At 58.1% G+C, this 24,408-nt stretch carries 25 protein-coding genes; 13 read left to right on the plus strand and 12 right to left on the minus strand.

Going from position 1 to position 24,408, the window contains the following annotated elements; all coding sequences use genetic code 11:
* Nucleotides 1-17 precede the first annotated feature (17 nt).
* Nucleotides 18-1,472 (plus strand): type II and III secretion system protein family protein, encoded by a 1,455-nt coding sequence (locus I6F20_RS31555; protein ID WP_225129485.1) that lies wholly within the window; start codon nt 18-20, stop codon nt 1,470-1,472.
* Between the two features lie 10 nt (nt 1,473-1,482).
* On the plus strand, nt 1,483-2,115 hold the full coding sequence (locus tag I6F20_RS31560; protein ID WP_225129487.1) for a CpaD family pilus assembly lipoprotein: 633 nt from the start codon (nt 1,483-1,485) through the stop codon (nt 2,113-2,115).
* Between the two features lie 196 nt (nt 2,116-2,311).
* On the opposite strand, the gene I6F20_RS31565 is transcribed toward I6F20_RS31560, so the two are convergent.
* The 11 genes from I6F20_RS31565 to I6F20_RS31615 all read right to left on the minus strand — a co-directional run bounded on the left by I6F20_RS31565 (nt 2,312) and on the right by I6F20_RS31615 (nt 11,420).
* The gene (locus tag I6F20_RS31565; RefSeq protein WP_225129489.1) at nt 2,312-3,349 is read right to left on the minus strand and encodes an EscU/YscU/HrcU family type III secretion system export apparatus switch protein; all 1,038 of its coding nucleotides are present in this window, start codon (nt 3,347-3,349) and stop codon (nt 2,312-2,314) included.
* Nucleotides 3,346-4,161: a type III secretion system export apparatus subunit SctT gene (sctT, locus tag I6F20_RS31570; protein ID WP_225129491.1), complete on the minus strand. Its 816-nt coding sequence runs from the start codon at nt 4,159-4,161 to the stop codon at nt 3,346-3,348. Before sctT ends, I6F20_RS31565 begins: the two co-directional genes overlap by 4 nt.
* A gap of 694 nt (nt 4,162-4,855) precedes the next feature.
* Entirely contained in the window at nt 4,856-5,131 is a 276-nt protein-coding gene (locus I6F20_RS31575) for an EscS/YscS/HrcS family type III secretion system export apparatus protein (protein WP_225129493.1), read from the minus strand.
* Between the two features lies 1 nt (nt 5,132).
* The gene (sctR, locus tag I6F20_RS31580) at nt 5,133-5,798 is read right to left on the minus strand and encodes a type III secretion system export apparatus subunit SctR (protein ID WP_225129495.1); all 666 of its coding nucleotides are present in this window, start codon (nt 5,796-5,798) and stop codon (nt 5,133-5,135) included.
* A complete protein-coding gene (gene sctQ, locus I6F20_RS31585; RefSeq protein WP_225129497.1) occupies nt 5,791-6,846 on the minus strand; it encodes a type III secretion system cytoplasmic ring protein SctQ in 1,056 nt (351 codons plus the stop codon). The genes sctR and sctQ overlap by 8 nt, the downstream gene beginning before the upstream one ends.
* 54 nt (nt 6,847-6,900) lie before the next feature.
* Entirely contained in the window at nt 6,901-7,437 is a 537-nt protein-coding gene (locus tag I6F20_RS31590) for a hypothetical protein (RefSeq protein WP_225129499.1), read from the minus strand.
* Complete coding sequence (gene sctN / locus I6F20_RS31595; RefSeq protein ID WP_345944107.1) at nt 7,413-8,768, minus strand: type III secretion system ATPase SctN; 1,356 nt, start codon at nt 8,766-8,768, stop codon at nt 7,413-7,415. The genes I6F20_RS31590 and sctN overlap by 25 nt, the downstream gene beginning before the upstream one ends.
* Nucleotides 8,765-9,388, minus strand: coding sequence for a type III secretion system stator protein SctL (gene sctL / locus I6F20_RS31600; protein ID WP_225129501.1), 624 nt, complete (start codon nt 9,386-9,388; stop codon nt 8,765-8,767). Before sctL ends, sctN begins: the two co-directional genes overlap by 4 nt.
* Nucleotides 9,385-10,005 (minus strand): nodulation protein NolU, encoded by a 621-nt coding sequence (locus I6F20_RS31605; RefSeq protein ID WP_225129503.1) that lies wholly within the window; start codon nt 10,003-10,005, stop codon nt 9,385-9,387. Before I6F20_RS31605 ends, sctL begins: the two co-directional genes overlap by 4 nt.
* A 21-nt stretch (nt 10,006-10,026) precedes the next feature.
* Nucleotides 10,027-10,881, minus strand: coding sequence for a type III secretion system inner membrane ring lipoprotein SctJ (sctJ, locus tag I6F20_RS31610; RefSeq protein WP_225129505.1), 855 nt, complete (start codon nt 10,879-10,881; stop codon nt 10,027-10,029).
* Between the two features lie 17 nt (nt 10,882-10,898).
* Nucleotides 10,899-11,420 carry a nodulation protein NolB gene (locus I6F20_RS31615; RefSeq protein ID WP_225129506.1) on the minus strand — a complete coding sequence of 174 codons (522 nt, stop codon included), beginning with the start codon at nt 11,418-11,420 and terminating at the stop codon, nt 10,899-10,901.
* A gap of 190 nt (nt 11,421-11,610) precedes the next feature.
* On the opposite strand from I6F20_RS31615, the gene I6F20_RS31620 reads away from it, so the two are divergent.
* The 10 genes from I6F20_RS31620 to I6F20_RS38490 all read left to right on the plus strand — a co-directional run bounded on the left by I6F20_RS31620 (nt 11,611) and on the right by I6F20_RS38490 (nt 22,394).
* The gene (locus I6F20_RS31620) at nt 11,611-12,312 is read left to right on the plus strand and encodes a secretin N-terminal domain-containing protein (RefSeq protein ID WP_225129507.1); all 702 of its coding nucleotides are present in this window, start codon (nt 11,611-11,613) and stop codon (nt 12,310-12,312) included.
* A 1,479-nt stretch (nt 12,313-13,791) separates the two neighbouring features.
* Nucleotides 13,792-15,585, plus strand: coding sequence for an HrpF/NolX family T3SS translocon protein (locus I6F20_RS31625; protein WP_275945353.1), 1,794 nt, complete (start codon nt 13,792-13,794; stop codon nt 15,583-15,585).
* A 911-nt stretch (nt 15,586-16,496) separates the two neighbouring features.
* Nucleotides 16,497-16,790: a hypothetical protein gene (locus tag I6F20_RS31630; RefSeq protein WP_225129509.1), complete on the plus strand. Its 294-nt coding sequence runs from the start codon at nt 16,497-16,499 to the stop codon at nt 16,788-16,790.
* Nucleotides 16,791-16,861: 71 nt separating this feature from the next.
* Entirely contained in the window at nt 16,862-17,095 is a 234-nt protein-coding gene (locus I6F20_RS31635; RefSeq protein ID WP_225129511.1) for a nodulation protein NopA, read from the plus strand.
* A gap of 114 nt (nt 17,096-17,209) precedes the next feature.
* A complete protein-coding gene (locus tag I6F20_RS31640; protein ID WP_225129513.1) occupies nt 17,210-18,100 on the plus strand; it encodes a SctD/MshK family protein in 891 nt (296 codons plus the stop codon).
* 33 nt (nt 18,101-18,133) lie between these two features.
* Nucleotides 18,134-18,673: a hypothetical protein gene (locus I6F20_RS31645; protein WP_225129515.1), complete on the plus strand. Its 540-nt coding sequence runs from the start codon at nt 18,134-18,136 to the stop codon at nt 18,671-18,673.
* A 2-nt stretch (nt 18,674-18,675) separates the two neighbouring features.
* A complete protein-coding gene (sctY, locus tag I6F20_RS31650; RefSeq protein WP_225129517.1) occupies nt 18,676-19,104 on the plus strand; it encodes a type III secretion apparatus assembly chaperone SctY in 429 nt (142 codons plus the stop codon).
* Nucleotides 19,105-19,112: 8 nt separating this feature from the next.
* The gene (gene sctV / locus I6F20_RS31655; RefSeq protein ID WP_225129519.1) at nt 19,113-21,230 is read left to right on the plus strand and encodes a type III secretion system export apparatus subunit SctV; all 2,118 of its coding nucleotides are present in this window, start codon (nt 19,113-19,115) and stop codon (nt 21,228-21,230) included.
* Between the two features lie 217 nt (nt 21,231-21,447).
* Nucleotides 21,448-21,846 carry a tetratricopeptide repeat protein gene (locus tag I6F20_RS31660; protein WP_225129520.1) on the plus strand — a complete coding sequence of 133 codons (399 nt, stop codon included), beginning with the start codon at nt 21,448-21,450 and terminating at the stop codon, nt 21,844-21,846.
* A 428-nt stretch (nt 21,847-22,274) separates the two neighbouring features.
* Nucleotides 22,275-22,394: a hypothetical protein gene (locus I6F20_RS38490; protein WP_518513082.1), complete on the plus strand. Its 120-nt coding sequence runs from the start codon at nt 22,275-22,277 to the stop codon at nt 22,392-22,394.
* Nucleotides 22,395-22,633: 239 nt separating this feature from the next.
* Here the strand turns inward: I6F20_RS38490 and I6F20_RS31665 are convergent, their stop codons facing one another.
* Nucleotides 22,634-22,819, minus strand: a complete 186-nt coding sequence (locus tag I6F20_RS31665; RefSeq protein ID WP_225129522.1) for a hypothetical protein — start codon at nt 22,817-22,819, stop codon at nt 22,634-22,636.
* 725 nt (nt 22,820-23,544) lie between these two features.
* Between I6F20_RS31665 and I6F20_RS31670 the strand changes: the two genes are divergently transcribed.
* Nucleotides 23,545-24,405 carry a tyrosine-type recombinase/integrase gene (locus I6F20_RS31670; RefSeq protein ID WP_225129524.1) on the plus strand — a complete coding sequence of 287 codons (861 nt, stop codon included), beginning with the start codon at nt 23,545-23,547 and terminating at the stop codon, nt 24,403-24,405.
* The last annotated feature ends 3 nt before the right edge of the window (nt 24,406-24,408 follow it).

A 24,408-nucleotide genomic window follows, 5' to 3' on the forward strand; every position in this document is an offset into this window, starting at 1 on the left:
TTGAAAGCTACACTCCCTTGAACGTCATTAACAATGCCGCCGGCGCTGATGAGCCGTCGATGGTCGCCAGCGGGTTGCAGTGTGCCGCTTTTCCCCGCCTCTGCTACGTGCTGTGCGCAGTCGCTCTGCTATTTCCGCTTGCAGTCACAGCTCAGACAAAGCGGGATGGCAAGGGAGAACCGCCACGCGCGGCGCCAGGCAGCACCACCGGCACGCTCAACCTAACCTCCTCACAGGGTAAAACAGTTCATCTGACCGGACCGGCTGCGAGCATTTTTATAGCCGACCCGGCGATTGCGGATTATCAGGCGCCATCGAACACCACGATTTTCGTGTTTGGCAAAAAGGCCGGACGGACGAGCCTGTTTGCCCTGAACGACAACGGAGAGGCTCTCGCCGAGCTGCGTGTTGTCGTTACCCAACCGATCGAGGATCTGCGGGCCGCGCTTAAGGCCGAGGTCGGCGACTATCCAATTCAGGTCAGCTATACCCCGCGCGGCGCGATCCTTAGCGGTACGGCGCCTAGTGCCGATGTCGTCGAGACCGCCAGGAAGGTCACCGAGCAGTTTCTTGGTGCGGGCGCGCTGGTTGTCAACAAGATCCAGGTCGCCGGCTCATTGCAAGTGAATCTCAGCGTACGGGTGGCAGAAGTCTCCCGCAGCGCCGTCAAGGATCTCAACATCAACTTCACGGCCTCGAGCCCAAACGGCGCTTTCCTTGTGACCGGCAAAGGGGGCGGGTCCGGCGCGGCCGGCGGCGGCGGCACGATCGGGATTGGGTTTAGCGCCGGCAATACCAACCTGAGCGCTGTTCTCGACGCTCTCGCGAGCGAGCACCTCGCCTCAATCCTGGCTGAGCCGAATCTAACGGCCATGTCCGGCGAAGCCGCAAGCTTCCTCGCCGGCGGCGAATTCCCCATTCCGGTGATGCAGGACAACCGGCAGGTGTCCGTCCAATTTCGCCAGTTCGGCGTGAGCCTCGAGTTCGTTCCGACGGTTCTCAACAATAATCAGATCATTGTCCGTGTGAAGCCCGAAGTCAGCGAATTGTCGAGCGAAGGCGAGGTCAAAATCAATGGCATGGCGGTCCCTGCCCTCTCGACTCGGCGGGCCAGCACCGTGGTCGAGCTCGCCAGCGGTCAGAGCTTTGCAATCGGCGGCCTCATCAGGCGCAACTTCAACACTGATATCGGCGAGTTTCCCTGGCTCGGCGATGTGCCGATCCTGGGCGCGCTTTTTCGCTCCTCATCGTTTCAAAAACGTGAAACCGAGCTGGTCATTATTGTCACGCCCTACATCGTACGGCCCGCATCGAACCCGAACAAGATGAGTGCGCCAAGCGACCGCATCGCACCGCCCTCAGATGCGGGGCGGATTTTGACAAACACGGTGGCCCGGCCGCCGCGAGATCGCGATGCGCCTCGCGCCAGCACACCAGGATTGACCGGCAGCGCCGGCTTTATTATCGAATGAGGATCGCCAAATGACTTTGCGACATCTGTGCTACCCGATCGTTATTGGAGCAACATTGGGGGGCTGCGCAAATACTGCCTCGATCCAGCCCGCGCCGGCTGACCAAGAGATCCGGGTCGAGCAGAAGAGTAGCGTGCTGTTCCTGCAGAGCCTTCGTGGCCCCGAACGGCATCGGCTGCGAAGCTTTATTGCAGCGACCAGTCGCGGCCGGCGAGATGCCCTCCATGTGCGTGTCATCGGCCCACCCAGACTCATTGCACAGGTGGCCCACGAGGCTCGCGCCATGGGCGTTGCCACCTACAACATCCACCTGTCCGCTTCTCGTGTGGATTTGCCGGCTCGTTCCGGGGGGAGGATTGAAGCGATCACTTTCGAAGCCCATCCTCCGGTCTGCCCCTCGCTCTCCATCGTCGCTCCTACAGTGAACGACAATTCGTTCAATCCAACCCTTGGCTGCTCAGTCCGGAATAACCTTGCGGTTATGGTCAATGAACCTGGCGACTTGTTAGGCAATGGCGCTGTCATGCCGACCAGTGGTGATCGTGCAGTGCTTCCCTTCACCGCACTTGGGGCCACGTCGGCGGGCAACAGGAGCAATTTGGAGAATGAAACGCATAGCAGGGTTGCGCCAGAAATCCAATAAGCGGCTCGTAAGACCCGAGCAGCATGAACATCGGTTGGCCATTCTTGTCCATATCAGTCTTGGAATCGGCCGACGAGCCTCCTGGAATCCAATCTTTGCCCGGTCCTTTTCTTGGGATCGTGCAGCTTGCCGATCAGGTTCTGGGACAGTTGGGTCGTTGACCAGAGATTTGAGCGCATCGCTGTTTTGCGCGACGCTAAACTAGGCCGGCGGCAAAGACTGCCTTTGCAACCCTCTCGAAACACTCCATCGGAACGGCCTTGCCCATCGCACCCTTCCGGATCAGCTGACGCGCCAACACATGATCCTCGACAATGCTCAGACGTTGGGCGCGCGCCTCCGCCAGTAACTGTGAAGCCGTTTCGCCCTCGCCGCGGCACACCAGTACCGGGACGCCGGTCTCGCCCCGAACGTAGCGCAGTCCAATCAATGTCGCTCGCCCCGTCAGTATCACTGTCGCCCGATGAATGCCGAGCGGAGACTCGTTCGCCGACTCCCGGCGGAGCCTGCGGTGTTCACCCTTGATCTGCGGATTACCATCCTGTTCCTTGGACTCGCGCTTGGCTTCGCTCTGCGTCATGCGCATGTCGCGCAAGAACAACCAACGCTGAATGAGCAGATCGGCCAAGCCGCCAATCAGAAGAGCGCCGGCAGCAATCGCGATCAGCACTTTGAGCTCTTTAAAGACAAAACCAAAGCAGCTCAAATCGCACACGGGCAAGTATACCAGTGCCCTCCAACTTGCGAGCACAGTGAAAACGAACGTAGCGCCAAGAACCAAAACTTTGACGATAGACTTTCCAAGCTCGACAACCGACCGCTGGGAGACAATCCGCTTCAGCCCTTTGACGGGGTCCAATTTCTCAAAGCTGGGTTTAAGCGGCTCAACCGAAATCGTCAGCCCGCCGCCGGCCAAGACACCGGCCACAATCGCCGCAGCAACCGCCGCACCTAGGATGGGAGCCGCGGCTGTTATAGAAAGGTCCATCAATCCGACCAACGCCTGCCGGGCCGCACTGTTGAAGGGCTGTTCCTGCAGCTTGTCGGTGAACCGCACGGCTTCGCGCCATCCGTCTTCGATCGGGCCCGCCCTGAAGCACAGGCAGCCGAAACCAGCGCAAAGGCTTGCCGCGGTAACAAAGTCGGCGCTCCGCGGGCTCTGCCCTTTCTTCCGCGCGTCCCTCAGCTTCTTGTGACTTGGTGGAAGGTTTTTCTCTTCGCTCGTGTCGTTCATTTCAAGAACTTCTCGAGCCACTCCAGCACGCCGTTGAACCGAATGATCTCTGCTCCCATATATTCGATCAGGAAGACGGCGTAGCTGGCCATAATGATGCCAAAGGCGGCATTCTTGATGGTCGAAGAGAGATCGTTCAGCTTGACTTGCGGCGCAAAGCGCCCGAGCAGCATGAGGGATACGTCGATCAGAAGCAGCAGAGCCAGCACGGGCCCGGCGACCACGAGGGTCGTATGCATGATATGGTCGAGAAGCCCGATAAACTCCATTGCCCCGTGGTGGGTCAGGGGCGGTAGCAGCCGATATACGGGCCAGATCAGATAACTTCCATAGAGGCATCTGACCATGGTCTGCAGACCTCCTGATACAACGAAGATCGTAACCGCGGCAGTCCCGAGAAAGAGCCCCATCGGGGCGGCTTGACTGCGTGTGGCAGGATCGTCCACCTGGTTGGAGATGCCGCGCTGGGTATCAATGATGTCACCAACGGCCTGGATGCTCCAGAGTGGTATACTAAGCAGAAAACCGAACAGCAGGCCGATAAATATCTCCTTCAAGCCGAGGAGCGAGACCGCAACCATACGGGTACCCGGATCTAGTGTCTGCAAGCCGTTCCTGATCTGCATCAAGCAAGGCAATCCAATCACAACCGTCGCGCTTGCGCGGATAATCCCGCTAATGTGCGGTCGCGTGAATACCGGAAGAACCAGCATAATGCCGAGGGCCCGGGCCCCACCAAGTCCGGCCGCAACGACGAACTCGACAGCAGTCTGAATCAGAGTTTGCGTCTCGGTAGGTGACAAGGCATCCATTTGAGCTCAGCTCGGCGTTCCTTCAGCCAATGCAACCGTCGCACTCACGTCGCCATGATGTGAGACGTCAAGAACTCTGCAGATCTCGTGTCCGAGCGGTTGCAGAGCGACAGGTCTCCCACAAGGCAGATGACTTCGGCTTCAACCATCCATATGACTACAGCCATCCGGCGCAGAGGTATGACCATTCGATGAGAGCACCGGCGAAAGCCGCTGCGCGCCTACAAGCCACGCTTCTTCCGCTCTCACCGGCCGCAGCGCGGTTTGGAGATCTGAGGGCCTCAAAGCTTCCATCAATTTCGCAGTCTATGGAGATCGGCTCGAGCGGCACCTTCATTCGCAGGCTCATTCACCAGAACGCCAGAATCGTGGGGCCGCTTGCAATCAAAGCAGTTCGCCCGTTCACTGCGTCGACAACTCGCCAGGCAATGCATCGAGGACCAGGTCTCAGCAGGTAATTCCGTCACGTCGTAAGCAAAACCCAAATCGAATGGATAGAACTTCCAAATAGGGTCATTCTTCCTCCGAATAAGGCAGGCTCACGGAGCCGAACAGGACAGTTCGGATACCTATCCGTCGCATGCTAGTGAGGCGAGCTTTCGATAAGCTGACGAACTCGCCCTTTTGTGGTTCACGATCAAGGCCGACAAACGCGCGCTATAGCTAAAACTCAGACAGCCGTGCGTTCCGCGCTCTAATACCTCGCTGTGAGCGCGGGGAACTCAGTGAAGATCTGCTGGGCTTGCTCGATCAGCGGCGCGCTCAGCACCGGAGCAAACAGAACGAGCACGGCGACGACGACGAGGAGCTTCACGGTAAGCGGCAAGGTTTGATCCTGGAGCTGGGTTGCTGCCTGCACGATGCCGATACCCAATCCCGCCACGAGGGCTGCCAGGAGCGGCGGTAGAACCCAGATCATGAACAGGACCAGTGATCGGCTCAGGTGGGTGAGGATGCTGGCCTCGTGCATCTCAACTCCCCGCAGATGCGTAGCTTAAGACCAATCCGTGCATGAGCCGTGACCAGCCGTCGATTGTGACGAACAGAAAAAGCTTGAAAGGAACGGATATCATTGTTGGTGACACCATTGACATGCCCATGGCCATCAGAATTGTCGTCACAATCAGGTCAATTGTGATGAACGGAAGATAGAGAAGGAAACCGATTTCAAACGCGCGCTTAAGCTCCGAGATCAAAAAGGACGGCACGAGGATCGCAAAATCATCGGCTGTTGCGTTGCCGCGCATCTCCGCCGACCAGATATGTTCCGTCGACGACAGGAAGAACGTGCGCTGCTCCTCAGTGGTGAACTTCTTGAGATGGGCGCGCAGCGGCTCGCTGCCCTCCTTGGCGGCGGTCAACCAGTCGTCGGCGGTTTGGTAACGAAGTTGCATATCGGTCACGCGGTTGTATGTTTGCTCGAATACCGGGGCGTCTATGAACACGGTGAGGATCAATGCAGCGCCATACAGAACGATGTTCGGTGGTATGGACTGAGTGCCGAGCGCGTTGCGGATCAGGAAGAGAACAACGGAAACCTTGATGAACGCCGTCGTTGTGACGACTGCGAACGTCAACAGGCCAAGGCCGACGGTCGTCGCAACAAGCGCAAGGATGCTCGGTTGAATGTCAACCATTGACCGCCAACCTGCTACGTAACCGGATGCCCAACGCTTCACCGACACGTACGATGTCGCCGCGGCCGATCAATTGACCGTTGGCGACAATGTCGACCGGACCGTCCAGCTGCCGGCCAAGCTCGAACACGTGCCCCTCGCTGATGCTTCTCAACGTACCCAGCGGGATGGGCCAGCGGCCGCATTCGAACACAAGCGTGATCTCAACACTGTCGATGTCGGCTTCCGAGGGCGGGATTGCTTGCTCCGCTTGGGGTCGTATCGTCATATTTGCATACCTTAGAGGATGGGACTGCAGGCGGAATGGTCCGCGAAGGATAAGTCTGTCGGCCGCGACCTGCGCCGGCGCCCACAACTTGTCCGCAGCGAGGATGAGCTGGCCATGGGCAAATGGAATGACGTCGGGCAGCAGTGCGTCGCCGGCCTGTGCTTGACGAAGAAGCCTGACGGGCGCCCGCAGCGAGCCGATCTCTCTCGCAATCACGACCGGCAATTCCGAAGAAATCTTGCCTAAGTCTCGCGGTAATTGGCCGATCAACTCGCCTAACACACGAAACGCAGACGGAACCAGACCGTCAAGTGGCGCGAACAAGAACAGGCGGGCCTTGGCTGCCAGCGGTCCGAAAGTAACGTCGAACTCCAAATAGGGGTCTTTGGCCGTCGCGTCTTCGATGCGGATCAGCTGCAAATTCCGCGCGAGCATGATCTCTAATCGAGCGAGCCAAGGTTCCAGAGCAAGTTCTAGAAGCAGCGAGCGGGTTGGGTCGGAAGGTAAAGTAAGGCCATACTGGACCATTGAAATCAGCGCCTCGACGAGAAGGCGGGGCAAGGACAAGACAGCGGTCTCGCCTCCGGCGCAAAATACGCAGTCGAGCATCGACATGGCATATGGCTCGGCCTGCCAAACAAGCCGGCTTATACGGATCGATAGCGGCTTATCGCGAAGGCGGCTCTGCAGAACCGTGCGTGGTGCGGCGACCTCGTTGAGCCACGAGACCACGCCATGCGACAACTTTACCGCTGGCTGAAATAATGCGGGTTCACCCACGGCATTTACCGACAGGTTCCACGGCAGCTCGCGACGTCATAAGAGAACAAGCCATCAGTTCGAGCCACCGACCGCTTGGCTGCGCGAACCACCCTGATATCGGAGCAAAACCTCGTCGTCGGCATCGATTTCGGCTGCACACTCCGAACGGACAGCGGTGGTGCGCTGGACATCGCCCTCAATCTCCTCCCATTTCTGGCTCGCCGCCGAACGCTTGGCCCATATGGTCCGCGCCTCATTCACTGACCGCTGAGCCTGGTCATGCGCGACGCGCGCCTGCTCACGCGCCTGGCGTGCCGATTCGATCTGTGCTGCCAGTCGCCCAAGGACGAGTTGACAGCGACGATCGAGCTCGGTCACGGACATCGTCTTGAGCGACGCCAGCTCCTGATAAAGTTCAGCTTCGACCTTGGCGCGACGATTCTCCGCGCCTTCAAGATTCTCAGACGCTCGCTGCAGCGCTTCGACCGCAATTCGGCGCCTGGCTTCCATGTTGGATAATTCACGAAGCGCGCTTCGCTCTCTCATGTCTTTCACCAGCCGCAATTTCGACGCTTGCACGAGATTTAGGCCGTCAGACGCGACATCCATGAAACGGTCTCCTCAAAGCTAGACGGCTCGTCCTGTCCTTGGCGCAAGAATGCGCGCAGTTCCTCGATCGAATCGATTGCCCGATCGGTCAGTGGATCGCTGCCCGACTTGTATTCACCGACCTTGATCAGGAACTCAGCCTCATTGTAGCGCGAGAGCAGATCGCGGAAGACGGATGCCGCCTTGCGATGTGGACCAGAGACGACCGCATCCATGACACGACTTCGGCTCGACAGCACATCGATGGCGGGAAAATGCTCTCGCGAGGCCAGCGCGCGCGAAAGCATGATATGACCATCGAGAATGCCGCGCGACTCTTCGGCGATCGGATCGCCCGTGCCGTCACCTTCGACCAGCACGGTATAGAATGCCGTGATCGAGCCCCGCTCGCCCATACCGGCACGCTCCAACAGACCAGGCAGCAGCGCAAAGACGGAAGGAGGAAAGCCGCGCCGGGTAGGAGGTTCTCCTGCGGCAAGGCCGATTTCGCGCATCGCACGGCTAAAGCGCGTCAGCGAATCCATCATCAGAACGACCTGCAGCCCTTGATCACGAAAATACTCGGCGAGTGCGGTCGCCATATGAGCGCATTGCGCCCGCTCCATTGCCGATCGATCGGATGTCTCAACGACAACGATCGTGCGAGCGAGGGCATCTCCAATATGACGTTCGATGAATTCGCGTACCTCGCGTCCACGCTCTCCTATGAGCGCAACCACGGTGATATCTGCGGCCGCGCCTTTTACGATTTGCGACATCAGCGTCGACTTACCGCAACCGGCATCTCCATAGATTCCGATCCGCTGCCCTTCGCCACACGTCAGAAGTCCATCCAGCACGCGAACGCCGAGCGGAAACGTCTGCTCGATGCCACGCCGCCTCATCGGGTTGGGCGCCTTGCCGCGGAGCGGACGCGTGTGGATCGTCTTTATCGGCCCCTTGCCATCGAGTGGACGGCCGAAGCTATCGATTACGCGGCCGAGCAGGTCGGGCCCGACTGACACCTCCTGCATGCGCCCGGTCGGGAGCACTTCCGCGCGGTGGGACAAGCCTACCAGATCGCCAATGGGCGTCAGCAATACCCCGTCCGGCAGCAAACCGATGACTTCCGCTTGAAGTGACCATCCGGAAGCGTGATCCTGCAACAGGCAAAGTTCTCCAACACGGGCCCCCGGCAACACGGCATGGAGCAAGGTGCCGATCGCACGCGTGATCCGTCCCCGCACGGCACGCGTATCGACATCCTTTGCTGCGAATCTTAGAGATGCTATCGCCGCATGCACATCTCCTTCTCCGGCCGATTGATCATGGCCTGATCGTTGCGTCGTCACGGATCGCTTTCCTGAGAAGATGGATTAAGGCTGAGACGCAATGTGCGGAGCTGCGCGGCAAGTCCTAAATCGACACTGCCGAACTCACTCCACAGGACGCACTGGTCAGGCCCCACGGCCGGGTCCGGATCAATTCTGACTTTCGGCCGACTATCCGTTCCGTCGAACGCCACGAATTCACGCCTTAGTGCATCAGCATTCACAGGAGACACGTGAAGGCATACTTCTGCGCTGCCATACCTTTGCTCGATGGCGTGACGAACGGTCCTTACCAACATCTCACCCGGATCAAAGGAGCCCAACAAACCGGTCAATATCTCAATCACGAGCTGTGGCAACTCCTGTTGCAGAACGGCTTTTCGCCGGGCCACATCGGAAGCAGCTCGGGCGACCAGCTGTGCCATTTCGTCCGAGCCTGACCTAAGACCTTCGCAATGGCCGCGCTCCCGCTCCTGCTGATAGGCTCTCCTTGCCCAACTGCGAACCCTCCGCAGATATCGCTCGGCTAGCGCGAGCGTCTGCACCGCATCGTACCAGATACCAAGTTCCGCGCATGGTATCAGCGGACCAAGCGGCCGTATCCGCGGGCTATCTGGCAAGTCTGTTTCGTTGGCCGTCATGCCGCTGGCTCCTCCGTGGCCAAGTGGGCCACCACCAAAGACAGTAACTGACCCGCTGAATTGTGGTGTTCGGCTGTTGGGGATTCGGCGGTGGTCCCCACAGGTAAGCGGAAAAGAACGCGCACACGGTCAAGCTCTGATGCGTCCTTGAGCCAAGCACCAAGGCAGGCACATCCGTCATGTTCAATCTGGCTCGCGAGCTTCTGCGGATCGTCAATCGATGTGGTTGCGACGGCGATGGATGAGTGTCGGATTGCGAAAGCATGAGCTTCCGCACCAATATTTTCGATCAGAATCGCTACATCGTGCTTTGACACAAGCTTGAGCACCGAACGGGCATGCCAGATACTGCCGGCGAGCAGGGCCGCCCGACGCGGATCATGCCCGAGCAGAACGTCCCTACCCCAGTCGGTTCCGTTCGAGACCAGCTCACTGCCCATTAGCAATTCGACCAGTCTTTGCTGCAGTCTCGGAGTCTTCTGCAGCTGCAGCACTGTGGCGGCCGACAGGAGCTCATCAAGATGGCCGGCAAACCGGCCGGGATGAATCAAAGCGGCAAGCTCGCGCAGGCGATCGGGATGCGGGTTGAGTGAATGATTTGGGTCAGTGGATGCCATCGATACGGACCTGCTTGCCGCCTATTTCGAATCGGAGGACGGTTTTTTGCCGGCGGACTGGACCGCTCGCTTGCTGGCACCTCTGCCGAGATTTGTCACTTTGCGCCAGGATTGACGAAGCTGTCGCCCACGTGTGCTCAGCAGCACGTAAGATAGAATGCCCAACGCGGCGAGCGCACCTCCTGCACCGATCGCAATGTGAGTTGCGATGAATTTGGTTGGTGCGGCGGAAGCTGCCGCCGGCACAACGGAGACCTCATGCTGAGCTCGCTCAACCGGCACGAACACGACCGCCACCTTGTCGTACGATAGACCTTCGATGCTGTTGGCGACGAGCATCTTGATCTGCGGCAGCAAGGCTGAGAGCTTCGCGTTCGAGGCGTGTCGAATGAAAACCGACGCCGAGGACGGGGTTGCATCCTGTCGCAAAAGATCATTCTTCGGCAGAACGACATGAACACGGGCGGAGAGAACCCCATCGATATCGTTGATCGTGCGCGACAATTCTTCACTGAGAGCATAGACGTAGCGGGCTCGCTCCTCAACCGGAGAGGCAACGAGGCCCGCCCCCTTGAACACCTCACCAAGACTCTTGAAGGATTGGCGCGGCAAGCCATGGTCATTCAGCAGCTCGATTGAGTAGGCGAGCTGCCTTTCTTCCACCTGAATCGTGCTGGTCCCATCCTTACCGACCACACGGATGGCATCGACGCCCTTGCTCAGGAGCAGCCCAAGCATCTCGTTGGCTTCACGCTCCTGAACTTTGGTATACAGATCAGCTTTGCAACCGGCGAGGGTCAGCAAAAGCAGCAACAGGACGAGAGCATCAAGCCGCTTTCTTGCGGGCCGGCCATTACCGATCTTGTCTTTCGTCAAGACAGCCAACGGCCCGCTCAGCCCGCCGATAGAAGCTTATTCAGAGACGAACTGACAGCACCTGTCCCCTTGGAGATGAGCGAAACCTGGATGACGCCGCTGTAAACATCCCGCAGATTCGCCAGCGCCGAGTCGAAATGATCCGCACCCTCCGGTTTTCCCACTGGATGCACCTCCACTTGCTGCACACGCAAGACCGGTTGTGCGGCCGGCCCAAGCTGCAGACTCTTGGTAGGATTAGGCTCGCCGACGAGCGTCGGCGAAACTGCACCCGACGGAAATGGTTTGCCCTGGTGGATAGCAGAAATGCTCTGAAGGACGCGATCGCCTAGCGGGCTCGCCGGCGCTACTGCGCGCTGCACTTCCGGCAGCGATGGAGCTGGCGCGTGCTCGGTCACAGAAGAGACGACACCTTGGTTCGAGGCCACCTGCGCAAGACTCTCGCCAAACTGAGTGTGCGCCGGCGAACAGCCGTTAGAGGCACACTCTACGGAGTTGGCAGGGATCGACGTAACGCCAAACAACATGGAGGAAATCATTTCTGTCACGTGGTGAGATGAGCCGTTCGTTCACACGAATGGGCCGCACCTTAGAGAAGCAAGCTGACCAAAAACTGACGAGCATCTGTCATCTAATGATCACGGTTAGCTTCCAATTTGGGACGAAGCATCGGCTTCCAAATTTTGGGACAAATTCCGGTGCTTGTTCTCAAGTGTAAAAATAGCAGGAATGCTCATCCCATCCACAAGGCTGCACATCTTGAAGAAAGTTCTCTATGCTGGTGTTTTCATTTGCTTTGGCGTCGTCGAGGCGCTCGGCGCTCCCCTGGCGCTGCCATCGACGCCTTATAGTTACACAGTTCTGGATCAGGACCTCGCGGCCGCACTGCAGGAATTCGGCAACAACCTAAATATCAGAGTCAATATCAGCACCGGGGTGAAGGGTCGGATTCGGGGGCGAATGCCGGATCTACCACCGCGAGAGTTCCTCGAACGGCTGATTAATCTCTACAATCTTCAATGGTACTACGATGGGCTGGTGCTCTACGTATCCGATGCGCATGAGGCGCAAAGCCGCCTTTTGGTCTTGAGTCCAATCAGCTTTGATGCGTTCAAGGCGGCACTCGATGCGCTCGACATCTCCGACGAGCGTTACATCGTGAGACCCGTACCGGGAGATGGCCTCGTCTTCGCCTCTGGTCCACCCCGCTTTGTCGCGCTTGTGGAGCAAACAGTAAAAGGACTTGCGGCGGAGGCACAGGCACGGCGAAACCCGAGCGGTGCCGAAAAGCCGCCGCACGAGTCGGTTTTGATGCTGTTTCGCGGATCCTCCAGCGTGGTCATTCGCGAAGGACGACCGAATGACGCTCCTTCGCCGGAGGCACCACATCAAGACGGCGTGGTCCAAACACCCGATGCAGGTAAGAAATGACTTGATGACAACAGATGGCCTCGAAGAGATGCAATGCGTCTGCTTATGCCCTCTGTCAGCTTTTCGAAAGCTACTGCTGCCATTGTCAGAGCGCGGATGTGTAGATGGCCGATGCCGCAGGGTGGCGCAATATGCCAGCAGCATCGGTGAGCGTGCTTTTCCACTTTAGCGCCTCATGCGAGCTTTTGAACAACTCCACGAAGTCCGTCATGCAAACGAGCTTCGTCGCATAAGAATGAAAGCCACTCCGCTGTCCAAAAGGAGGAACAGGATGGACTTCAACGCGCTAAGCCGGGCGGACAACAGCCCAGCGTCCCACTCCTCCTCATCGCCCGCCGGTCCAAGGGAGTTTGAGCGTGAACTAATGGCATTGCATGAAATACCCGAATACAGCCAGGACCTAATTTGGCAGGAACTCGGAGGCAGATCATCGCGTGTCGAGCCATCATTGAGCGGCGGCGAGCGGTCCAATTCCCAACAGCCGATCGCTCAACACCGCGCGGACGCCTCCGATTTCGGCAACGACCTTGTTTGGCAAGATCTTGAGCCTTGGCTCATGCGGGCCGGGTCACCTCACGCTGGACCGTCTCAAGCTGGGCCCGCGTTGCACGCAGGGGTTGCTCCGCCGGAAATTGGAGATTTCGCCATGGCGAACGGTCGTCGCGCCAAGGACGACTGGGTCTTCACTGGCCAAACAGCTACGCCCGCTCAGATCGAAATGCTAAGAAGCCGCGATCTCATACCTACCAGGGGTGTCCGGACAACAACGTTCACCATCCTGGGTGTGCCTCACACGGCGGAATGGCGAGAAGAAGGTTTTATTCGTCTCATACCGTCGCTGGACCCTTCCCTTTGGCCTGTGGGTTCGAGCGAACACTCGCCAAGCGGCTAAGCATGATGACATGAAGAATGCCGAGTGCAGCTGAGCTTCGATCCGCTCGGGGCAATAGGGGCCGCACAATACCGTCGGACTCTTCGAGCATCTACGCAAGCGCCAACTGGTGGGGCGCAGGCGCGAGGTCGCTACGCGTGGGTGATTTCCACCATAAGATGCTGCGGAGACCTGCGACCTTGTTTCACGAATCATCGCACGTGACCATCCGCAGAGCGGCAGACTCGGCCTCTGTAATTTGAGCTAGTGGGCCCGGAGGCGAGCGATCGAGCATAACAAGCAAGGCAATTCCGATATCGAGAACCCATCACCGCCTCTCACACCATCATTGCGCGTCTCGTTGTGAAACCTCTGAGCGCCGTCAGCTTTTGGAAAGCTAATCGAACCTACCATGTGGCGTGAATATCTAGACGGCGATGTGCCTATAGATTGTAGCGGAACTGAGCGCTGGGGGCGCACTGAGCAATCGGAAGCAAGTGGTAGGAGCCATCGAAGCCCATCGACATTTCTTGCTCGTTGTTCGTCGCGATTCTCGGGCTGCGCCACATGACCGGCTTGTGGTGCGATCTCAAATCAGAGGACGTATAATGTCAGTCAACAACCTGTCACTAACCGCCAACTCGAGCTTGTCCGGGCTGGCCCCCGGACCCTCATCGGCGCGGGATCTTTCAAACTTCGAGGCGATGCTGGCTAGTTTCTCGTTGAAAGACGATGACCGTTCGACTGCACAGGATCCGCCGGCTGCAGACTCAGCCAAGCAGCTGACGGAGGAACTCACGCAGGAGGTGCGGAACATCCTCCCGCCGGAGATCAAGGCTGCACTGGACGCATGTCAGCAGGCCCCAGAGCCATCCTCCGCGGAGTCCTCCTCCGCTGCGAGCGCCCCGAAGATTGCAGAGGCACCCGTACAAAGCTCCAGGATCACGTGGAACAGCGGCACGCTGACTGATGCCGAGCTGCAGATTGTGTCGGTGCTGAACCGACACAAAGACAAATGCCCGCTGGATTGGAAATCTCTTGGAGATTTGGCCAACGATCCCTCCACACCGCCGGATCTAAAGGCGGCGATCGAGGCTCTGCAACAGGACCCAGAGCTCTTCTATGCGATAGGCTCGCAAGGTGACGGCCGCTGCGGCGGGAAGATCAAAGCAGGTGATCTCTCCGGCTTCTCCGATCACCACCCTCAGGTTTCTGCTTTCCAGGAGCAGCGGGCAAAGAGCTATACGCAAAACTACATCCCTTCCGACGGCACCCGGAATGGCGAGCCATCGGTGATGACCCAGACCGATGCATTGCGCGAGCTCTATCGGTATTCCGACAACCTGCCTAAGAACCTGAGCCTTGCGGATTTAAAGCGGATCGTCGACGGCGAAGCTAAGACCGGCAAATGCCCGCCACAGGTCCTCGCGGCCGCTCAATACTTCCTCGACCACCCGGATGAATGGAAGCACTTGTACGGAGGCTCGATAGACAAGGTCCACAAAGAGGACTTCCTGCAGGTTGCTTCATCATCGATGAATCTCACGCAAGCCGAGCTCGATACGCTCAATACGATCAGCAAGAACCAAGACGCTTTCTTCGGGAAGGGTGATCTGACCCGGGAAAAGCTGGCGAGCATGGTGGATGACAAGAGCCTCGCGCCCGAGGTGCGAAAGGCGGCCTCCCAGCTGCTCTCCGATCCTGTGTTGTTCGGGTTGATGAACAACGCGATTACGGGCTACAAAACCCACCATAAGTTCTTCGACTTCGGCGGCGGCCATACGGTCGATTCCGGCAACATCAGCAACACCGACTTCAACCAGTTCTTCAACAACATGTCGGGTGCGAACCGCACCGTTCACCAAGTGAAGACGCATGCCGTCCGAACGCCTGCCGAGCAGGACGCGGTCGCGGACATGACGATGGGAGTGGCAGACCAGCCCGACATCAAGTCTCCCAAAAAGAACGGTGGCGCCTTCATGCACGCACTTAATGACGTGCTCAAAGTTGGCTCTAAGGTATTCGACTGGGCCGCGACAGCAGTCGGTGTACTTGGCTTCATTCCAGGCTTGGGTGAATTGGCCGATCTGGCGTCAATGGTGCTCGAAGCCGAGGCGCAAGCTGCAAATCTTCTTCACACTGCCATCAGTGGCGGCAACATAAAGCAAGCGCTGGAAGAAGCCGGGCTGAGCCTTGCGGCACAGGCGGTGGGCTGCATCGCCGGACCTGAAGTCAAATTAGCAATGCGAGAAGGCTTGGTGAAGCAGGCAATTCAAGAAGCCGCGACGGCCGGCGTCAACCTGCCGGTTTCGGTGGCCCAGTCCTACGCGGAGGATTATCTGAATAACCTGAAGGCTCGCATCGAATCCGAGCGCTTGCAAGCTGCAGGCGCTAATGCCTAGGCGGAGCGACGCTATCTTCTCAGGATCACGCTGGAAACGCTAATCGAGCTTGCGCGGCCTCCGCGCGGTTGGGCCTCTCTGCCGAGCAGTAGGTCGCGCAAGCTCTACTAGCATACTTGAGACCGCCTCCGAATCCGAGGAACTTATTTCGGCTTCTTCACTGCGTACAAACTATGTTGGCCGCACTCGATCGTTCGAATCCGACCTCAACTCCAGTCTGCCGCTGTGAAGTTCACATCGACTGCATACGCCGCCTGTCAAGACCGCGATGCATTAACACTACGCGACAGACCGGCCGCAGCCGCGGAGCCTGCCGGTTGCGCAAGGATCGAGAGCACATTGGTCCAGAGCGGGTAGAAGTCCGAAGGGCTCTTTCTCGAGTGGCGGGCTTCTGCTCGGTCTCCCTGAAAGTAAGTCGCGATTGACGGATCTGCTATGGGCCCGCCAGGACCGAGAGACCGCTCTTGGCCGCTGAATCGGCCGTCAACACTCTGGCTTTCCGCCTCGCTCCGACCAGGTCAAGCTCCATGCCGCTTCGCCTGACTCCAAGCAAATTGTCGAAAGAGCTCGGAGGCATCGCAAGGGACGTGAGTTCGAGATTGCAGCACGTCGGCCTCAAAACGCTTTTGTTAGTGGTGGCTTTGATATTTCGCTATTGAAGCTTTCGAAACGATGAGCAACGTGCTCACCCGATCAAGCTCCACAAACGATTGTTTGTCTTAACCATCTGATCTCCAGCTTTCGCGGGCAACTTGTTCAAATACGGTCGGCTGGTGAAGACATATAATGATGATCGACCATCGGCTCATTACATTTTCTACGACTCGTCAGCTTGTCGAAAGCTAATACTTGCATAGTGGAGGGCGGAAACTGCCTCCATTGGCACGATCGAATTGACATAGGAGAACCCGATGCGCGTTACGAGCTCTAGCGTCGCTGGGCACGTTGATGCTGACCTCCATGCGGCTGGCGGCAAAAGCGGCGGCAAAAAAGGATCTCACAAGCCTGGCGAGCGCGACGATCATGCCGGATCGCCTGATGCAAACATTCCCGTAAATGGCGGCGCGTCCATGGGCGGCAACTCGCAAGAAGCCGCTATGCAGCAAGCGTTCAGCGTCGCTTTGGGAGCCGTTGCTCTCCAATTTGCGAATAGTGCAATGAGCCATTTCGACGATGTCATGGCCGAGACAGAGGAGGATTCCTGACGTCGCATATTGCGACGTTAGGAAATAGGAGCCGCACGTCGCGGCGAAATTCGAGCACACAGGAGAATAGTATGTCTAAAAACGTTGGTGCGTCTCATACCTCGACTGCAGGTGGGGCAGCCGGCACCGCTACTGCTGCAGCCGGTTCCACGGCTGCTGAAGTTGCTGGAGAGGCGGCATTCCAACGGCAAATCGCCGCTCTGACCTTGACCAGCACAAAGGCTGCTGAGAGGGATGTTGAACTTCGCGTCGTCTCGACCGAGCTCTCGACCGTCAAGAAAGCGGCCGATGAGCGGGTGCAGTAAGGGATGAGATGGGGCGACGTCGCCGCCCCACTTTCCCCGGCTGCTTAGTCTGTGAAGTCGCACGGGCCGTACGGTTTTGCCGTACGGTTCCGTTCGCTGTTCAGGAAACCGATCGTGAATGAACCAAATTGCCCGCATTTCGAAGTGTTGTCGGGGTGTTACTCCGGGCTGACAAGTAAAGTGGGGGTCGGATCGTGTCTGATTGGCAGCAGCCTCGATGCTGACTTAATCTTCGTCGAACAAGGCCTCGAACCGCACCATCTTCGTGTCACCCCTCATTCCAATTCAATCGAGATCGAGGCCCTTGCGAGGGACGTTAGGATCGAGGGGCACGAGACTGTTTTACCGAACGAATCCATTGTTGTCCCTCTTCCTGTCGTTTTGCATGCCGGGGCGATGTCCATTCGCTGGACGATCGAGGACTACAAACAAGCTGGCTCCATCGACTGCCGGCATATATCGCTCGCCTTTCTCGCTTTGGTCCTGATCAGCTCTGCCGCGGTTGGCGCAGTCTCATCCAGTTTTGTCCAGACCGATACCACCGTGGCGTCAAGTCCGTCGTCCCCTGCTCCGGACATTGCGCCCAAGCTGGCGCTCAGCGCTCCTGATGCTCTGGCCACCGATGCAGCTGCCGAACGGTTGCAAAAGGAAGTTGACAGAGCGGGACTTGTCGGCATCAAGGTCGGCTCTGGGGCGGGCGTTGTCACCGCCGATGGCTCAGTTACGCCCGCCTCGCTCGCCACATGGCGAGACGTCCAGCAGCGGTTTGATCACAATAGCAATGGCGCTTATACGCTCGTCAATGCGGTGGCTATCAAGGATGAGAAGACGCCTCCCGCAATTGGGGTCCAAGCTGTTTGGCGCGGGAGCGACCCCTATATTGTCATTGCTGGTCAAAAGTATTTCGTCGGCGCGCTCTTGAGCAATGGATGGACCGTCTACGCGATTGAGGAAGGGCGTGTTCTGCTGAGCCGGGATGGCCGGCTTGCCACTCTGCCCTATTAGCGTTTTAGGCCGCAGGTAAGGAAGCAAAGTGCCATGACTAGGCTGCCCCCCAATCCCGTCGAGCCCGCCACCTCTTTTCAGGAGCCAAACGTTGATCATCATGCATCTGCCATCACGCGGGTCAATTCTCGAGCCAAGTCCATCGGGATCGACCGGACGCGCGGCAATGATCACAAGAGCCACACCTCAATTTCTCGCCATAGTGACGTGCTGGATCGGTTGGTGGACGCCACGATCGAGAGCGCGCTCGAGCTCAGTTCGATCGATGCAGTTTCGCGCATCAATCTAGACGAGGCGCGCGCCCCGCCAGGTCAGATCGAGCCAAGCTCGGAACTCGCTTGGCTTAACGAGCCCAATCTCGCGCACAGTCTGCTCTCCTTCGTGACGCCGCGCTTACGTCATTCGCATGTTCTGCGTCCAGAGCAACACGGCCTTCTTCTGGAGCGTTTGGCTGATACGCTATCAGCCGCGCCAGAGGATTTGGTGCCACGTGAAGGGGCCGCCCTTCTCCAACTGGAGCTGCAACGTTTAATCCTGCTCCGGCAGAGTCACAACGGCTTGATCAAAGGCTAGCAATGGTCGGGCCAGACAAAGTGCAACACTTCACATCTACACAGCCGCCGATCGTTTCCGAACCCGGCGCTATCGAGCTGATCTCCGGGCCGGAGCGAGATTTGCTCTGCGTGCTTTCTTATGTCTACCTTGCGTGCGGACAGAGCGCCAAGAGCCTGGCTCTGTTGCGGCTGGTCGCTCACGAACAGTCTCAAGACATCGGCCTGCTCCGCATCCTGGCCTACGCTCTCATCTCGGAGCGTCGCGGTGACGAAGCACTGTCGGTATTGGACAGGCTTGACAAACTGGATGACGAGCCGTCTTCGTGTCCGCCCTTGATGCTGATGCGCAGCCACGCCCTGCGCCACGCTGGCCGCATGACCGAAGCGCAAGCCGCCTTCAAACGCTATGTTTTGTTGCGGGGCAGCACAGCTGCAGTCAAACAACAATAAGGCTTCTCATGGCCAACCTTCTACGAAATCTCATCACGCGCGCGCCGGCTCACCCGGATTTGATGGTCGCGTTGATGCTTCTTCTGGCGATCGGAATGATGATCATGCCGATCCCGATCGTCGTGATCGATATGCTGATCGGCTTCAATCTGGGGTTTGCCATATTGCTGTTGATGGTAGCCCTGTATCTCAACACGCCGCTCGACTTTTCGTCCCTGCCGGGCGTCATCCTGATCTCCACCGTCTTTCGTCTCGCTCTTACCGTTGCAACGACGCGACTGATCCTAGCCGAGGGCGATGCCGGCAGCATCATTCATACGTTCGGCGATTTCGTCATATCCGGCAACATCGCCGTCGGCATTGTCATATTCCTGATCGTGACCATGGTGCAGTTCATGGTTCTCGCCAAGGGCGCCGAACGGGTGGCGGAGGTATCGGCGCGCTTCACGCTCGATGCGCTGCCGGGCAAGCAGATGGCGATCGACGCGGAGCTGCGCAACGGCCATATCGATCAGCACGAAGCCCGCAGCCGGCGCGGCGCGCTGGAGCGAGAAAGCCAACTGCACGGCGCGATGGATGGCGCTATGAAATTCGTGAAGGGCGATGCCATAGCCGGACTAATAGTCATCTGCATCAACATGCTGGGTGGCATCACGATCGGATCGCTCTCCAAGGGCATGTCCCTCGAGGAGGCGATGCATCATTATACCATCCTGACGATCGGTGATGCGCTCATTTCGCAGATTCCGGCCCTGCTGCTGTCAATTACAGCCGCAACCATTGTCACTCGTGTCAACGGTCCTTCTAGACTCAATCTCGGCGCCGATATCGTCAAGCAACTTACGGCCAGCACACAAGCGCTACGCTTGGCCTCCTGTGTCTTGCTTGTGATGGGGTTCGTTCCTGGCTTCCCTTTGCCGCCCTTTGTCATACTGGCCGCGCTGTTCTCCGCCGCCAGCTTTCTCAAGGTTGGCGTGCAAGAGGGCAAGACCGCTCCCAAGGCCGGCGCCGGTCCCACCGGTTCGGCCGCCGCTTCCGCACAAGGTCAGAAGCAAACCGTGCCCGCGGAGGCACTTCCGATTACGCTGTTGCTAGCGCCGAGCCTGATGCAGGCAATCGACATAGGGGAACTCGAGCAGTGCGTCGCACGGGTTTCGGCACTGGTTTCAGCTGATCTTGGCATCACAATTCCACGCATTCCCGCCCAAAGCGCACAGCACCTCGCCCAATCGCAATTCCGGGTGGATGTCGAAGGAGTGCCGGTGGAAGAGGGCGCCATTGACCCGACACAACTCTTACTTAACGACGACGTGGCGAACATTGAACTGAGCGGGATCCCCTTTTGGCAGGATCCAGACACGAATCGGATCTGGATCGAACAAGGCCACGCGCCCGCTCTCAAAGCTGCCGGAATAGGGCACCACCGTCCGAGCGAAATCATCGCCTTGCGCGTCCAGTCGACGTTGACACGCTATGCTCAGCGCCTGGTGGGCATTCAGGAAACGCGTCAGTTGCTTAGCCGGATGGAGCAGGAATATGCCGATCTGGTGAAGGAGGTGCTGCGCACGACACCGATCCCTCGCATCGCGGATGTGCTACGTCGCTTGCTGGACGAGGGCATCCCGATCCGGAACACCCGTTTGGTTCTGGAGGCGCTTGCAGAATGGAGCGAACGGGAGCAAAGTGCCGTATTGCTCACCGAATATGTGCGCTCCGTTCTGAAGCGGCAGATCTGTCACCGCTATGCCAACGCCCATCGTGTTGTGGCGGCCTTTATCGTCGAGCGTGAGACCGAGGATATCGTGCGAGGTGCGGTGCGCGAGACCGCTGTCGGTCCCTACCTCGTTTTGGAGGATCGGCAAAGCGAGATGCTACTTGCACAATTTCGCCAGATTCATTCGAGCATCGCGCGCAGTCAGAACCAGCCAGTTATCCTGGGCTCGATGGATATCCGCCGCTTCGTCCGCGGATTTCTCACCCGCAATGGAATAGACCTACCTGTTCTCTCGTATCAGGATCTCGCCTCGGATTTCACCGTCCAGCCGATTGGCTCCGTCAAACTTGCGCCTGGCAAGGACAAGACTCCTACAGGCGGGCATCGTGACCTCCTGCCTGCGGCCGGCTGACGAGCACAGGTGTGGGGTCGTGAGGTCGCTTATGAATTCATGTAAGATTAATGTTCTGCGGCGCTGGCGTAACTTTCGTCGCCATTCGTGCTCGGCCTTTCTCCCCATGCTTGCTATTGTGCTGCTCGCGGGTTGCGCTAACTCGCACACGTCGGGACTTTCACAGCAGCCGACGTCTACGGCAGAGCTCGTTGGGGCCAAGGAGGTCGATCCAGCTATGCGCGATCGCATCTCACACGCCCTCGGTAGGGATGCTGACGAGAAGGCTTTGCGCGATGCGCTGAAGCAACGACCGGACAATGTCGATGCGGCAATTCCTCTTGCGCGGGGCCTGCTGATGCGTGAAAGCCCTGATGAGGCGCTTGAGGTGCTCGACAACATCTTGCTTGCAGCACCCGGCGACCTGCGCGCACTGAATGCCAAAGGTGTTGTGCTCGATCACGAGGGCCGCCATCACGAGGCGCAAACGCTATACCGCCAAGCTCTGGCAATTGACCCAGAAAATCCGATGTTGAGCAACAATCTCAAGCTGTCGCTCGCCCTTGAAGGGACGACGCAGAACGGCAATCCGGACCCACAACTGCAAGCGGATGGCCGGCACGCACCGTACCGTTAGAGGTAGTCAACGAACAAGAGCCGATCGCAGCTGCTCAGTGCCTGTCTGTCAGCTTACCGACAGCTAGCGGATTATTAGCCGCCGTGGAGGCTCAAGACGTAAATATCCTGCGAAGCGACATCATTTCGTACAATGAAACCGACATGTATAACCAGGATCAGTAACCCAACCACACGCCAAGTGTATCCGCGACGGATGAATGAGGTGACTCACGAACAATGTCTCGTACTGAACTGATGGCCAAACGTTTCCAGGACATAGTCTCTACTAAGAATTCGGCGCTATCGAATTCTTCCTCCGGGTCGATCTTCGATGGCAACCCCGCCGTACTCGCTCATTTCCAAGCCGCCAGGGTTGATATCTCAAAGTCTTCAGTTTGCTGGATGAGATGAAAGCACCTCGACGATAGATCTCAGCGTCACTCACCGTTGGCCAACAACCCAGGCGATATCCTCCTGGAACGTCAGCTCCGGCTCAATGGCGACGAACCGCTCGTCCTCATCCAATCGCCCAGCGAAAGCTCGCGCAGCAGCGTTTGGTTTTGCTGAGGTAAGCGACTCGATGATGGCGCTTGATCCCGCCAAGCAGGGCAACAAGTGGAACAAGAAACAAAGATGCCAAATGCGCCAGCAGGCAGCTTGTATCTTTGCCGCAGCTGAAGACAGTAGCGCCAACGCCGACATGATTTCACGACGGCTGGCTTGCGCAACCGGATCACCTGGCCACCGTTCTCCCTCGTGAACCTTACTTATTGTTCGATCGTAAATCTGCGAAGCGCCCGCTGCCGTTAACGAAAACATGCGGCCGAGGAACTAAAGTATCTCTCGAGCTCCGCGATCGCGCGTTCCTCCCATTCCGCAGCTTGCACTAGTAATGAGTCCCGTTGGATTGGCCGAAATGCGGCGGACTGACGGCACAACGAAGCTATCGCGCGATAGCGGCGCACGTTTTCCATAACGGCCAGTCCGGTCATGTGTGGATCTCCTCCCCTGCTATCCCGGGCAAGAACTTGCTCGAAAACCGTTTTCGATCCGTTAGCAGTCGGAGTGGAAGGCGTGAATGGTTGGCAGAATCTTGTCGGCATGAGGGGGACCGATAATGAACGTCTTCCACAAGGCGCACATCCACCCGGCTCGGCAGTGCTCCATCCGGGCGCTTCTGCACCCCGTTGTCTCAGTTTATTGGTTGGATAGCGGAATGTAGAAATAGCTAACGGCAACGAAGCACGTTTCGGCTTGCAATCTCAATCAGACGACTGTGATCTGGCCTGTCTTCGAATCCTCAGAAGTAATGAGTAATCCGTTTATTGGTGATTTGAAGGACGAAGAGGGCCGATGCTTTGTCGGCATCCCTTTGCCTCCATAAACAGCAAACGGCACGCAACTGTGACTTCCTCCGTCTCATCGACGCTAGCGAGACTGAGCAGTTGTTTACCTCGCCGGTCGACAACCGAAATGCTGCTTAGAGACAGATCCTCTTAATCTCGCAACCCTAGGCGATCTACCAGGTCGTGTAGGTAATCGCATAACCTTCCGCGGCTCGGTTTACTTGATTTAGAGCGTTAGGCCATCTGACTGAATCGTCGGGGATTGAACGAAGCCGCTGGCGCGGCATGTAGGGAGGCATAGCAAGGATTGCCTCCTGTCTGAGAGGATTGCGGGTTTTCGAAGCCCAACCCTTTAGACAGGAGGTTTTCCGATGGCTGAGATCAGCCCGCTTCGCCGCCGCATGATCGAGGACATGACGGTCCGCAATCTGTCGCCGGCGACGCAGCAATCCTACCTCAACGCCGTAGCGAAGTTGAGCCGGTATTTCGGTCGTTCTCCCGACCGCCTCGACCTGGAGGATATCCGCGCCTTCCAGGTTCATCTGGTTGCGACGGGGATGTCTTGGCCGGCGCTGAACCAGATCGTCTGCGCACTGCGGTTCTTCTACGCTGTGACGCTTGGTCATGACACCGTTCCGAAGCGCATCGCCTATGCGCGTAAACCGCGCAAACTGCCGGTCGTGCTGAGCGCCGACGAGGTCGTCCGCTTCCTGGAAGCAATCCCGAGCCTCAAGAGCCGTACCGCGTTGACCACTGTCTATGCCGCAGGCTTGCGCGTATCGGAAGTGGTCCTCTTGAAGGTTGTCGACATTGACAGCCAACGGATGTTGATCCGGGTCGAGCACGGCAAGGGCGGCAAGGACCGTTACGTAATGCTCTCGCCGCAGCTTTTGAGGATTCTGCGGACATATTGGCGGCTCACTCGGCCAAAACGATGGCTATTTCCCCGCCGCGACGACGAGCGTCCGCTCGTCCCAAATGTGCTGCACGCCGCCTGCCGCTCAGCCTGTGCTGCGGCCGGCTTGAGCAAGTCGGTGACAGTGCATACGCTTCGGCACACATTCGCGACCCATCTGCTGGAGAACGGGGCCGACGTACGCATCATCCAGGTGCTGCTCGGCCATGCCAGTGTGGCCAGCACGGCGCGCTATACCCAAGTCGCCACAAAGACCATCAGCAATACCCCAAGTCCACTTGACCGGCTCCGCCTGGAGGTCGTGCCGCCCGGCTGAGCG

The organism is Bradyrhizobium sp. IC3123, assembly GCF_020193625.1.
Classification (GTDB): Bacteria; Pseudomonadota; Alphaproteobacteria; order Rhizobiales; family Xanthobacteraceae; genus Bradyrhizobium; species Bradyrhizobium yuanmingense.

Coding starts and splice junctions, on each gene's coding strand:
- I6F20_RS31620 (WP_225129507.1), top strand. CDS start 11,611: ATGCTCATCCCATCCACAAGGCTGCACATCTTGAAGAAAGTTCTCTAT.
- I6F20_RS31635 (WP_225129511.1), top strand. CDS start 16,862: ATGTCTAAAAACGTTGGTGCGTCTCATACCTCGACTGCAGGTGGGGCA.
- I6F20_RS31575 (WP_225129493.1), bottom strand. CDS start 5,131: ATGCACGAGGCCAGCATCCTCACCCACCTGAGCCGATCACTGGTCCTG.
- I6F20_RS31605 (WP_225129503.1), bottom strand. CDS start 10,005: ATGGCATCCACTGACCCAAATCATTCACTCAACCCGCATCCCGATCGC.
- sctT (WP_225129491.1), bottom strand. CDS start 4,161: ATGGATGCCTTGTCACCTACCGAGACGCAAACTCTGATTCAGACTGCT.
- I6F20_RS31645 (WP_225129515.1), top strand. CDS start 18,134: ATGACTAGGCTGCCCCCCAATCCCGTCGAGCCCGCCACCTCTTTTCAG.
- I6F20_RS31670 (WP_225129524.1), top strand. CDS start 23,545: ATGGCTGAGATCAGCCCGCTTCGCCGCCGCATGATCGAGGACATGACG.
- I6F20_RS31625 (WP_275945353.1), top strand. CDS start 13,792: ATGTCAGTCAACAACCTGTCACTAACCGCCAACTCGAGCTTGTCCGGG.
- I6F20_RS31590 (WP_225129499.1), bottom strand. CDS start 7,437: ATGGATGTCGCGTCTGACGGCCTAAATCTCGTGCAAGCGTCGAAATTG.
- sctR (WP_225129495.1), bottom strand. CDS start 5,798: ATGGTTGACATTCAACCGAGCATCCTTGCGCTTGTTGCGACGACCGTC.
- I6F20_RS31565 (WP_225129489.1), bottom strand. CDS start 3,349: ATGAACGACACGAGCGAAGAGAAAAACCTTCCACCAAGTCACAAGAAG.
- I6F20_RS31630 (WP_225129509.1), top strand. CDS start 16,497: ATGCGCGTTACGAGCTCTAGCGTCGCTGGGCACGTTGATGCTGACCTC.
- I6F20_RS31660 (WP_225129520.1), top strand. CDS start 21,448: ATGCGCGATCGCATCTCACACGCCCTCGGTAGGGATGCTGACGAGAAG.
- sctV (WP_225129519.1), top strand. CDS start 19,113: ATGGCCAACCTTCTACGAAATCTCATCACGCGCGCGCCGGCTCACCCG.
- I6F20_RS31615 (WP_225129506.1), bottom strand. CDS start 11,420: ATGATTTCCTCCATGTTGTTTGGCGTTACGTCGATCCCTGCCAACTCC.
- sctY (WP_225129517.1), top strand. CDS start 18,676: ATGGTCGGGCCAGACAAAGTGCAACACTTCACATCTACACAGCCGCCG.
- I6F20_RS31665 (WP_225129522.1), bottom strand. CDS start 22,819: ATGACCGGACTGGCCGTTATGGAAAACGTGCGCCGCTATCGCGCGATA.
- I6F20_RS31560 (WP_225129487.1), top strand. CDS start 1,483: ATGACTTTGCGACATCTGTGCTACCCGATCGTTATTGGAGCAACATTG.
- sctL (WP_225129501.1), bottom strand. CDS start 9,388: ATGACGGCCAACGAAACAGACTTGCCAGATAGCCCGCGGATACGGCCG.